Annotated in this window: 9 protein-coding genes; 4 read left to right on the plus strand and 5 right to left on the minus strand. The window is 63.6% G+C overall.

Annotated elements, in window-relative coordinates:
• The first annotated feature begins 190 nt into the window (after positions 1 to 190).
• The gene (locus HW932_RS09225) at positions 191 to 832 is read left to right on the plus strand and encodes a response regulator (protein ID WP_176976198.1); all 642 of its coding nucleotides are present in this window, start codon (positions 191 to 193) and stop codon (positions 830 to 832) included.
• Between the two features lie 67 nt (positions 833 to 899).
• On the opposite strand, the gene HW932_RS09230 is transcribed toward HW932_RS09225, so the two are convergent.
• From HW932_RS09230 to ppsA, 5 genes are all read right to left on the minus strand, one after another.
• Positions 900 to 3605 carry a VCBS domain-containing protein gene (locus HW932_RS09230; protein ID WP_176976199.1) on the minus strand — a complete coding sequence of 902 codons (2706 nt, stop codon included), beginning with the start codon at positions 3603 to 3605 and terminating at the stop codon, positions 900 to 902.
• A gap of 315 nt (positions 3606 to 3920) precedes the next feature.
• Positions 3921 to 4868, minus strand: a complete 948-nt coding sequence (locus HW932_RS09235) for a phosphatidate cytidylyltransferase (RefSeq protein ID WP_176976200.1) — start codon at positions 4866 to 4868, stop codon at positions 3921 to 3923.
• Positions 4865 to 5488 (minus strand): lysophospholipid acyltransferase family protein, encoded by a 624-nt coding sequence (locus tag HW932_RS09240; protein ID WP_176976201.1) that lies wholly within the window; start codon positions 5486 to 5488, stop codon positions 4865 to 4867. The genes HW932_RS09235 and HW932_RS09240 overlap by 4 nt, the downstream gene beginning before the upstream one ends.
• Positions 5485 to 6141, minus strand: coding sequence for a CDP-alcohol phosphatidyltransferase family protein (locus HW932_RS09245; protein WP_176976202.1), 657 nt, complete (start codon positions 6139 to 6141; stop codon positions 5485 to 5487). The genes HW932_RS09240 and HW932_RS09245 overlap by 4 nt, the downstream gene beginning before the upstream one ends.
• A gap of 202 nt (positions 6142 to 6343) precedes the next feature.
• Positions 6344 to 8719 (minus strand): phosphoenolpyruvate synthase, encoded by a 2376-nt coding sequence (gene ppsA, locus HW932_RS09250; RefSeq protein WP_176976203.1) that lies wholly within the window; start codon positions 8717 to 8719, stop codon positions 6344 to 6346.
• Between the two features lie 392 nt (positions 8720 to 9111).
• Between ppsA and HW932_RS09255 the strand changes: the two genes are divergently transcribed.
• The 3 genes from HW932_RS09255 (at position 9112) to HW932_RS09265 (ending at position 11963) form a co-directional block, all read left to right on the plus strand.
• Positions 9112 to 10077, plus strand: coding sequence for a hypothetical protein (locus HW932_RS09255; RefSeq protein WP_176976204.1), 966 nt, complete (start codon positions 9112 to 9114; stop codon positions 10075 to 10077).
• A gap of 50 nt (positions 10078 to 10127) precedes the next feature.
• Positions 10128 to 10556, plus strand: coding sequence for a hypothetical protein (locus HW932_RS09260; protein WP_176976205.1), 429 nt, complete (start codon positions 10128 to 10130; stop codon positions 10554 to 10556).
• Positions 10557 to 10622: 66 nt separating this feature from the next.
• Positions 10623 to 11963, plus strand: coding sequence for an efflux RND transporter periplasmic adaptor subunit (locus tag HW932_RS09265; protein WP_176976206.1), 1341 nt, complete (start codon positions 10623 to 10625; stop codon positions 11961 to 11963).
• Positions 11964 to 11989 lie beyond the last annotated feature (26 nt).

Consider the following 11989-nt stretch of genomic DNA (forward strand, 5'->3'; position numbering starts at 1 on the left):
CGGCGTAAGCCGTCTAGCGATAGGTAGCGTTCGAGGTCTTGGCTTATGAAAGCAGCGCTGGTAGTCTCTGGCTATCAGCGCTGCTTTCGTTTGTCTGCGTGTCGTGCTAGACATGCGATGGGAGTGCGTTGGCCGCATACGGCCGTTGTTTCTTCAAAGCGATAAGCCCTGTTTCGGGTAGGAGCCTGGGATGCCCATCAGCCTGGTTCTAGCCGATGATCATGGTCTCATCCTGAGGGGGCTCGAATACCTCTTTTCCACGTCGTCCGATTTCGCCATCCTGGCTTCGTGCATCAATGGCGAACAGGCTTTGACGGCCGTCCGGCATCATCGACCGGATATCCTGCTGCTCGACCTCAAGATGCCCGGTCTCGATGGTCTGGGCGTGATGCGAAAACTACGCGAAGAGCACGACATCCCGACTAAGATCGTGTTGCTCACCGCCGAACTCAATCGAGACGAAGCGCTCGAGTCCATGCGGCTTGGTGTGCGTGGCATTCTCCTCAAGCACATGGCGCCGGCCTTGCTGATCCAGTGTATCCGGAAGGTCTACGCCGGCGAGGAGTGGTTCGAAAAACGCTCGGTCAGTCGCGCCCTGGACCGTCTGCTCTGTCGAGGGTTGGACGCGAAGCCCGAGCTGGCCTCCCTGACGCCGCGCGAGATCGAGCTGGTGCGGCAAGTCGCCAGTGGAATCAGCAATCGCGAGATCGCCGAGCAGCTCCACATCAGTCTGGGGACGGTGAAGATCCATCTGCACAACGTCTATGGCAAGCTCGGGGTCAGGGGGCGGGTGGCGCTGGCGAACTATGCGCGTGAGAATGGGTTGATTTGAACGTCATGCAGGCGCCTGAGAGCGGAGCCCGGCCCCTGAAGGCCGGGGGATCGCGGAGTACGGCGTTTCAAGCCACGTCGAAATACATGTTCGTATCCGTGGTGGCCGTGTTCCAGCCCTCGATCGGAAATTCTTCGTCGAACAGTGTGGCGAGCGGTACGTTATCGAGCAGCGAGAAGGTGTTGCCCCACAGGAAACCGTCGTTGTTGCCGTCGACCGATGGGATGAGGCCATCGAAGAGGCTGACGCTGGGTCCACTGAAGAAGTCGGACGTGATGCCGCCCTGCAGGCGCAGAAGTCCGACGAAGAAATCGAGATCGAGTCCTAGATAGGATAGATTCGAGAAAACTGCGTCCATGTCCACCGCGACGCCGAAGTCGATCAGTCCATCGGCGTCCCCGTCGATATCCGCATCGAACGTGCTGTCATCGGGTGTGTCGATGGTGATAGCGTCTCCAAGTGAGAACCCGGTGATGGTCGATCCATCTTCGAGCATGGCCATGAGCGGCAGATCCATGACCTCCAGCGAGAATTCCTGGATCGCTTTCAGTGTCGTGATCAGGTTCGCGGCAACGAGATCCCAAGTATATTCGAAGGACAACAGGTTCACGCCAGCGCCGGCGATGTCGATGTTCAGTCCAAAGCTGTCGCTTTCGCCGAAAGTGATCGGCACGCCGGTAGCTGCCTCTATCAACTGCGCGACCACGGCGTCCACGTCGATGTCGAGCACGGCCACATCGTCCTCGCCTTCGCTCGTCAGTGTATTGGATCCCACTGGATCCGGCGTCCCCGTGGTTTCGATGACCGGGAAGTTCAAATCCAGGGTTGCAAGACCGGCCAGGTCTATCGAGGTTTCGAGGTCATCCTCGGCTGAGAAGTCGAAAATATTGAAGCCTGGCTCGCCCTGGACCCCATTGAAACCAGCGATATTACCGGTGTCGATATCCCAGACGTCGATCGTGGAGCCGCCACCAAAGGTTGAGGCCGTGAGCAGCAAATCGAGATCGGTATCGAGATCGAATACGAAATCCATGCCGAAATTCACATTGGGCGACATGGTGTTGAAGGTGGCTCCGCCATCGACCGAATAGACGCTGGAGATGCTGAAGGTCTCGCCGTTCTCGACCTGGCGTGGTACTTCGAAGTAGACGTCGACGGGGATCTGGCTATCGACATCGCCCGATGTGAAGTAGAAATAGGGTTGGAGTCCGACCTTGGCGGCGAATGAACCCTGGGTGGAAACACCGGGTGTGATGATCGAGTCGGGAAGCTCGACATCTTCACCGAAGAGTCCGGCGAAGAAGTCCGCCAGTGCCTCGATTCCATTGAGGATACCGCTCAGGACATCACCCTCGAAGGTATAGCTGGGAACGATTTGGGCGCTGAGGTTCTGTGTGCCCGTGTCGAAACCGAAGAAGGGCAGTTCCGGCTGAAGGATGAGCGCCTCCCCGGTGCCGAACATTGATTGGTCTTGGGTCTCGAAAAGCAACTCATCGGAGAAGCCCACAGGCGCATCGTCCGAACCTGTGACCGTGACGGTGATCGTTGCCGGTACGGACGTATCGCTCTCTTCCGTGCCGCTGGGCGAGTTGCCGACTCCGCTGTCGTCGATGGCGACATATTGAAAGGTGACAGCGCGTGACTCGCCGGCATCGAGGAACTGGAATTCGTCCTTGGGGTTGAAGGTGAAGGTTCCGTCACCGTTGTTGACGACTTCACCATATTGATTGCCGAAGGCATCGGTCGGCGCCGAGATGATCTCGAAGGTCAGGACGTCGCCGATATCGATGTCGGTGCCGACGAAGTTGCCGGTCACGCCGTCTCCGGTCAGCGGGTCGAACTGGCTGCTCTGAACCGTATCGAACGCATCGTCCTCGTCGACGGTCAGGGCTACGTCGAAGGCAATGGGCTGATCGTTCTGACCATCGATCGTCAGCACCACGTCGGCCGTGGCGAGATTGCCTTCGCTGGATTGGGTCTCATAGGTGAAGGACCAGGTGCGGATGTCGTCATGGGCCAGCTTGTCCACGTCGGCGCCATCCGCCGTGAAGGTTGCAAAACCGTCATCGCTGACGAAGAGCGTACCCAGTACGAGTCCACCGATCTCGACCGTTCGCTGAAAGCCGCCACTGACGGGGTCGAGATCGCCCTCGGCATCAATGACGCTGATCACGGTCTTGCGAGTACCGTCGGGCTGCACGCCATTGGTGTCGTTTGCCAGCAGGTCGATGGTGCCGGCCGCGTTTTCATCCACCTCCCAGGCGTCGTTGCGTGCCACACCGCTGGCATCCCCGGCGATCTTGGTGCCGTCGCTGCGTTTGGATGCATTGCCGGCCGTGATATAGCGCAGACCAAAATCCGCGAGGTCGAGGCTGTCGAGCGAGAGGGGGTCATCGGCCGAGAGAATGAAGCGCGCCGAATCGATGTCGTCCCTGCCGAGGCCTGATGTCCCGAACTCGATACCTACGTCGAATTGCCCTTGTTCACGCGCGACGGCGCCTTTGACGTTGATGTCCCCGCGGACGCTGTCCACGTTTTCTTCACCGAAGACGCTCTGACCGATGAAGTGCTCGCTACCATCGATGCCGGTCACGGACAGGCCAGCAGTCGAGGCGTCCACGCCTGCAAGGTCGAAAAAGAGGCCGCGTAGGTCAGTGATCAGGCCAGCGCCTAGCAATTGCACATCGAAGCGGAGCGTGCCATCCAACAATTCCTCGATTTTGATGAGTGTATCGACAGGACCGTTGACCGTGAACGTTATGGAACGAGCCATGGCAGCCTCCAGTTGAATGAGGGTCTCGATGTGAGGCGCTAGCAAGAAAGCCCCGTGGAGATCCGCGTTATGGTTTATCGATTCTGTCAACTATTGTGGCTGTGGAGGCGCGATCGCCAATCGATCGAGCGATAGATTTTGGCTATACCCAAAGATATATTTTTCCTAGGGCGCCAATCGATTTGTGTGTTGAAGCGGGCGGCTGGATCCAGCCACAGGGCGGGGGAAGGACTGGAAAGTGACTGCCGATTGCCGCAATCCTCGCCGCAAGCCCCTATCCCTATCGGGCTCGTGCCAGAACACGGCGGAAATGGATCAGGTGTAGAAGTAGCGGGTGATATGGAAGAACAGGGGGGCAGCGAAACACAGCGAATCGATGCGGTCGAGCACGCCGCCATGTCCCTCGATGAGGGTGCCGAAGTCCTTGACCCCGAGATCCCGCTTGATGGCCGACAGACACAATCCGCCCGCGAATCCGGCGAGATTGATCGTCAGCGCGATCGCTAACGCCGCCCAGAAGCCGAACGGCGTCGACCACCACAGCAGCGCGCCGACGAGGCTGGCGCCGGCGATGCCGCCGATGGTTCCCTCCCAGGTCTTGTTCGGACTCACGCTCGGGACGATGCGCCGCCGTCCCAGCGTCTTGCCGAAGACGTATTGCAGCACGTCGCTCAACTGGACCACGACCACCAGAAAGAGCAGCAGCTTGGCGTTTTCATGCGCATAGCCCGGGATCTCCAGCATCAGGAGCGCGGGCGCGTGACTGACGCAGTAGACCGCGATCATCAGACCCCACTGGATCTTGGCCGTCCGCGCCAGGAAATCCTGAGTATCGCCGGCCAGGGCGCTGCGCGCCGGGATGAAGAGGAAGGCATAGACCGGAATGAAGATCGCGAACAGCCCGTACCAGCCGTCGTAGACCAGCAGATACTGGACGGGCAGGAAGACGAAGAAGGCCCAGAACAGGGTGCGGTGGTCCGCCCGGTGGGTCGGTGTGAGCGTGATGAGTTCGCGCAGGGCGACGAACGAGAGCAGGGCAAAGAGCAGCACCGACCCGATCCCGCCGGTCGCCATGGCCGCCACGAAGACGGCGGTCATGATCCACCAGGATTTGGTGCGGGCGTTGAAATTGGCGATGACCGCGCGGCCTGTCTCGCTGCGGAGGCGTTGCGCCAGCCACCAGCCGGTCACGCTCGCGACCACGAGCAGGGCGAGGATGCCGCCGAGCAGCAGCAGGATCTCGTGGTCCCAGGTGACGTTCATGCGCGACCTCCCAAGGCGAGCAGCGTCTGGCGGGCACGCTCCAGGAAGACCTGTCGCTCCTCGTTCGGCTCCAGCCGAATCGGTCGGCCGAAGCGGGTTGTGGCGATCAGCGGCACCGGCAGATACTCGCCCTTGGGCAGGATGCGGCTCAGGTTTTCGAGGAAGACGGGGGTCAGCTCGACGTCGGGGCGCTCCCGTGCGATGTGGTAGAGGCCGGCGCGCAGCTCGCCGATGTGCTCCCCGTCACCACGCGAGCCTTCGGGAAACAGGATCAGCGATCGCCCTTCGTCCAGCGCCGCGATCAGATGCCGCAGTGACTCGCGTGCCCCGCCGGTTCCACGCTCGATGAGGATCGCGTGGAGCACGGACACGGCCAGCCAGCGTCTCGGGCCGGGGCGATTCCAGTAGTCCATCGCCGCCACCGGGCTTGTCTGACGGCGCAGCGGCGGCGGAAGCGACGACCAGATCACCAGGGTATCGAGATGGCTTGCATGATTCGCGAAATAGACCCGCTGAATCCCAGGGACCGGGGGAGTGCGATCGATCCACTGCGCGCGGACTCCCGTGATCAGCCGGGTCAGGCCGACCAGGAGCGTGGCCGCGAGCGTGGCGGTGTTCATGGCGATCCCAGGTCTCGAAGCAGGGTTCGCGTGCGGCGGATGGCGGTCAGGCCGGTGCCGATCAGGAGCAGGATGAGGGTGATGAGCAGGACCGGGCCATCCAGGGACAGCGGCGTGCAGAGTGCGGCGATGAGCAGCCCGACAGTCAGGGCGGCCATGCGATGCGGCTTGGCCATGGGGCCTTGGAAGTCCTGCGGCAGTCCGAGCGAGGCGCCGAGCAGGCGGATGTTGGCGGTCAGCAGGGCCAGCAGACCCGCGCTCCAGGCCAGTTCCGGCCCCCACGCCACGCCGGTCAGATAGCCGGCGGGAACGATCAGCAAGGGGTCGGCGAGTCGGTCGGGCAGTTCGTTGAAGACGGCGCCTGTCCTGGTACCCAAGCCGCCCTCGACCGCGACCATGCCGTCCAGCAGGTTGCAGAGCAGACGCAATTGGATGCAGGCCGCCGCTGTCACGAGTAGTGCGGCCCGTAGCCCCGGCGGTCCGTCCGGAACGGCGGCGAGCATGACCAGCGCCCCGATCGAGGCGAATGCCAGACTGGCAACCGAGATGGCGTTGGGTGAGATGCGCCAGCGCGTGAGCAGCCGTGCCAGGGCGATGGCCAGACCTGAACTGCGGGTCTTCAGCGGACGTCTCGCGGATGGGTGATCTGGCATGACGGATAGACTCGCTCGCTGAACCCTGGTTAGGGTGAGAAAATGTCATGTTGCAGTGCTGTCGAGCGGCGAGCTTGCACCGAAAATCGATGTCCGGCAAGAGCGATTCGATTTCGGCCTGAAACGCCTGACGCCGTGAGATGAGTCCATAAAAAATCCCCCAGACGGGGGATTTTTGTTTTACGGCAATCGACGTCTCAAATCAGAGCGTCTTGGCCTGCTCGGCCAGATAGAGCCAGGTGTCGATCACGGTGTCTGGGTTGAGCGAGATGCTGCTGATGCCCTGCTTGAGCAGCCAGTCGGCGAAGTCCTTGTGGTCCGACGGCCCCTGGCCGCAGATGCCGACATACTTGCCCTGAGCGCGGCAGGCGGCGATCGACATCGACAGCATCTTCTTGACCGCCGGATCGCGCTCGTCGAAGTGCTCGGCCACCAGGCTCGAATCGCGGTCCAGACCGAGCGTGAGCTGGGTCATGTCGTTGGAGCCGATCGAGAAGCCGTCGAAATACTCCAGGAACTCTTCAGCCAGCACCGCGTTGGACGGCAGCTCGCACATCATGATCAGGCGCAGTCCATCCTTGCCGCGCTCCAGACCCTGCGCCGCCAGCGCCTCGGTGACGGCCTTGGCCTGACCCAGGGTACGCACGAAGGGGATCATGATCTCGACATTGGTCAGACCCATGTCGTTGCGCACGCGCTTGAGCGCCTCGCACTCCATCTCGAAGCAGTCGCGGAAGTTCTCGGCCACGTAGCGTCCGGCGCCACGGAAGCCGATCATCGGATTCTCTTCCTCCGGCTCATAGCGCGGACCGCCGATCAGGTTGGCGTATTCGTTGGACTTGAAGTCCGACATACGCACGATGACGGCGCTTGGCGCGAAGGCGGCGGCGAGTGTGGCGATGCCCTCGGCCAGCTTGGCGACATAGAACTCGCGCGGGCTGGCATAGGCGGCGATGCGCGGGGCGATCTGCGCCTTGAGATCCGCCGGCAACTGGTCGAATTCGAGCAGCGCCTTGGGGTGGATGCCGATCATGTTGTTGATGATGAACTCCAGCCGCGCCAGACCAATGCCCGCGTTGGGCGTGGCCGCGAAGGCGAAGGCGCGGTCGGGGTTGCCGACGTTCATCATGATCTTGACCGGGATCTCGGGCATGGCCGACAGTTCCACGGTCTTGTACTCGAACTCGAGCTGGCCGTCGTAGATGAAGCCGGTGTCGCCCTCGGCGCAGCTCACGGTGACGGGCTGACCGTCGACGATCTTGTCGGTGGCGTCGTTACAGCCGACCACGGCTGGAACGCCCAGCTCGCGGGCGATGATGGCCGCATGACAGGTGCGTCCGCCCCGGTTGGTGACGATCGCCGCCGCGCGCTTCATGATCGGCTCCCAGTCGGGATCGGTCATGTCGGTGACGAGCACGTCGCCCGGCTGGACCTTGTTCATGTCGGCGATGCTCTCGACGATACGCGCGACACCGGCGCCGATGCGGTTGCCGATGCTGCGCCCGGTCGTGAGCACCGGCCCCTTGCCCTTGAGGATGTAGCGCTCGATGACGTTGCCGGTGCGGCTCTGGACCGTCTCGGGACGCGCCTGGACGATGTAGAGCTTGCCGTCGGTTCCGTCCTTGGCCCACTCGACGTCCATCGGACGGCCATAGTGCTGCTCGATCAGGATCGCCTGCTTGGCCAGCTCCTGCACTTCGTCGTCGGTGATGCTGAAGCGCGGGCGCAGGTCTTCCGGAACCGGCTCGGTCTTCACATGCGCATCGTGCTCGGGATCGCTGTAGACCATGCGGATGGCCTTGTCGCCGACGGTGCGGCGCAGGATCGCCGGACGGCCGGCCGTCAGCGTCGGTTTGTGGACATAGAATTCGTCCGGGTTGACCGCGCCCTGGACCACCATCTCACCCAGACCATAGCTGGCGGTGATGAAGACCGCATCGCGGAAGCCCGACTCGGTGTCGAGCGTGAACATGACGCCCGAGGCCGCCAGATCGCTGCGCACCATGCGCTGGATGCCGGCCGACAGGGCGACGTGACGGTGCTCGAAGCCCTGATGCACGCGATAGGCGATGGCGCGGTCGTTGAACAGCGAGGCGAAGACTTCCTTGATCCGGTGCTTGATGTTGTCGAGCCCGTGGACGTTGAGGAAGGTCTCCTGCTGGCCGGCGAAGGAGGCGTCCGGCAGATCCTCGGCTGTTGCGGAGGAACGCACCGCCCAGGAGACGTCGTCGGTTCCGGCCTCGGCGGTCAGTTTGGCGTAGGCTTCATCGATGGCCGCTTCCAGGCCGGCGGGGAAGGGCTGTTCCATCACCCAGCCGCGAATGCGCGGGCCGGCCTCGGCCAGTGCGGCGACATCGTCCACGTCCAGCTCATCGAGTACGGTCTGAATGCGCTCGTCGAGTCCATCCTTGGCCAGGAACTCGCGATAGGCGTCAGCGGTGGTGGCGAAGCCGCCGGGAACGCTCACTCCGAGATGGGTCAGGTTCTGGATCATCTCGCCGAGAGAGGCGTTCTTGCCTCCGACGACGGGGACATCGTCCATCCCGAGGTCGCTCAGCCAGCGGACGTAGTCGGTCATCGTTGTGCTACTCCAGTCTTTGGAAAAGTCTGTATTTCAAAGGTATCCGGGCGGTGCGGTCCAGCGGAGTCTGGACCCATCCAGGCGGGCGAGTCGGCGTGGGCCACGGTGGGGGATCGGGTCGAGCCGCCCCGAACGGGTGATCGTCGGTTGCAATGACCGCATAATAATCTAGAAAATATACCCCAGCCAGACAGGGTGCGTCCCGAGAGTCCATCAATCCTGAGCATTGAACCGCACTGGATTGGCGGTTGCCGTTGCGCGCCTGGAGTCGCTTCTGGCGCGGACACCACATTCTTGTCTTGAACCAGCGGGTCCGTTCAGGCAGCCTAGGCGCGCCTAGCCGTATCCAAACCGATCCAGTCGATACTCGAACCGAGAGGAAGATCCAAATGAGTGAAGAATTGCCTGGCCTCGCGCAATTGCGAGCCATGCTGGGGGCCAGCGACAACAGTCAGCTCATCGTGCGTGGCATGTCCATCATCGTGGCGGCTGGAACCTTCTATGTGGTCTCCACCGAAGCGCTCTATGGCGATGCACCGCCGCTGCCGCAGTCTCAGGTTGAAGCCAATATCGCTCCGATCGGCGCTGTGGCGCTGACCGCGCCGCCAGCCGCGCCGGCACCCGCCGTTGAGGCAGCCCCGGCAGTCGAGGAGGCCGCTCCGGTTGCTGAGGAAGCCCCGGCAGTCGAGGAAACCGCTCCGGTCGCCGAGGAAGCCCCAGCAGTCGAGGAGGCCGCTCCGGTCGCTGAGGAAGCCCCAGCCGTCGAGGAAACCGCTCCGGTCGCTGAAGAAGCTCCGGCAGTCGAGGAAACCGCTCCGGTCGCTGAGGAAGCTCCGGCAGTCGAGGAAACCGCTCCGGTCGCTGAAGAGGCTCCGGCAGTCGAGGAGGCCGCTCCGGTCGCTGAGGAAGCTCCAGCCGTCGAGGAAACCGCTCCGGTCGCTGAGGAAGCCCCAGCCGTCGAGGAAACCGCTCCGGTCGCTGAAGAAGCTCCGGCAGTCGAGGAGGCCGCTCCGGTCGCTGAGGAAGCCCCAGCCGTCGAGGAAACCGCTCCGGTCGCTGAGGAAGCTCCGGCAGTCGAGGAAACCGCTCCGGTCGCTGAGGAAGCTCCGGCAGTCGAGGAAACCGCTCCGGTCGCTGAGGAAGCTCCGGCAGTCGAGGAGGCCGCTCCGGTCGCTGAGGAAGCTCCGGCAGTCGAGGAGACTGCTCCGGTTGCTGAAGAAGCTCCGGCAGTCGAGGAAACCGCTCCGGTCGCTGAAGAAGCTCCGGCAGTCGAGGAGACCGCTCCGGTCGCTGAACCAGCCGCCGTCAAGCGGCCGATGCCGGCCTGGATGCTGCACATGACGCCACGATCCTAAGCCAAGTCAGCCCACCATCCGGGTCGCGTGCCGAGGTGCGCGCGGCCCGCTTGCTGGCTGTCGTCCCTGGCCCCCATGGCCTGGGACTTGTCTCTGGTCAGGGTCGGCTCCATCTGCACACCATGTATCAGCCGAGTTCAGCCACCAAGCCTTTGCTCCTGATCTGCCTGCTCGTCTTTCAGGCGCAGGTGCTCGCGCTCTCCTGGCTGCCCTGTCCGCACGTCGACCAGCCCGAGACGATCGCCGGCTGCCCCAGTCACGCCTCCCATCCGCCAGCCCCCGACACGGATCCGAATATCCGCCAGGACTGCGCCAAATGCACCCTGGCCGTTGCGATCGGGACACTACACGCCCCACCGTTCGCACCGATCCAGGCCGTCCAGCCTCCCAGACTCGCCGACTGGCCGAGTCTCGATCCCATCCATACACAGCGCTTTCTCGCGCCTGAACTCCGACCTCCCCAGCCGGGTTCGGTCTGACCGAACCACCCTGACGGCGTTTCAATCCAGCATGGCGCCCAACGAACGGCGCCGGAGGTCATCATCATGCGCAACCCAACGAGCGGCACGGCTCGGTGGCGGCCAGCCCGCGCCCGTGGTCCTGTGCACCTGCACGCCCTGATATTCCTGCTGCTTCCGCCACTCCTGACGGGCTGTGGCGACGAGACGGGATCCCTGTATCAACCGACCGAATCCCTGGAAGAGGCTCAGCGCGACACGGCTCTGCAACATGCCGCCAAGCACCTGGACTCCAAATACATCTGTCCCATGCATCCCCAGATCGTCCGCGACGAGCCCGGCACCTGCCCGATCTGCGGCATGGCCCTGGTCGAGAGGCGCGTCGAGCCAACGGACGGCCGCGCTCCCGAGGTGACGCTGAGCGAAGCGACCATGCACAAAATGGCCATGCGTCTGGCGCCGGTCGAGCGCGGCCTGCTCTGGCGACACATCCACACCCTGGGGCGGATCGAGTACGACGAGACCCGGCTCGCCCACGTCCACCCGCGCGCGTCCGGGTTCATCGAGGGGCTGGATCTGCGCGCCGAGGGCGAGCCGGTGCGCCGGGGCCAGACGCTCGCACGGCTCTATGCGCCCGACATCCTCGCCGCCCAAGTCGATTTCCTGCTGGCACTCGATCCCCAGCCCCAGGGCGGCACGCGGGTGAGGGCGGACAAGGCGCGCAACCTGCTGCGCCTGCTCGACGTACCCGAGGACAGCATCCGCGCCATCGAGCAGAGCCGCGAACCCCAGCGCACCATTCCGGTGCTCGCGCCGATCGATGGCGTGGTAACGGCCATGACCGCGCGCGAGGGTATGTACGTGAGCGCGGTGGACGCGCTCTTCAGCATCGCCGACCCGAGCCGGGTCTGGGTGCTGGCCGACGTCTTCGAGCATCAGATCGACTGGCTGCGGCCGGGCCTGAGCGCCGAGATCCGCGTCCCGGCCCGTCCCGGTCGAGTGTGGGAAGGGCGGGTCGACTATCTCTATCCGGCGCTCGACCCCAAGGCGCGCACCCTGCGCGTGCGACTGGTGTTCGACAATCCGGACGGCGCACTCAAGCCCAATATGTTCGCCGACGTGGTCGTCTTCGGCGGACCCAAGCGGGATGCACTCAGCATCCCCGCCGAGGCGCTGATCCGGACCGGAACGCGATCCAGCGTGGTCAAGGCGCTCGGCGAAGGGCGCTTCCAGCCGGTCGACGTGGTGCCGGGGATGCGCGCGGATGGCGCGGTCGAGATCCTGTCGGGTCTGGACGAGGGCGATCAGGTCGTAGTCTCGGGCCAGTTCCTCATCGACTCCGAATCCAGTCTCCAGGCGTCCTTCGGTCGCCTGGGATCGGCGCCCGAGGCGGCGGTCGGGCCGGGAGGCGAACATGCGCACCACTGAGTCCCAATCGCAAAACATGGCTGTCG

The sequence above is a fragment of the Allochromatium humboldtianum genome (genome assembly GCF_013385175.1).
Taxonomy (GTDB): Bacteria; Pseudomonadota; Gammaproteobacteria; order Chromatiales; family Chromatiaceae; genus Thermochromatium; species Thermochromatium humboldtianum.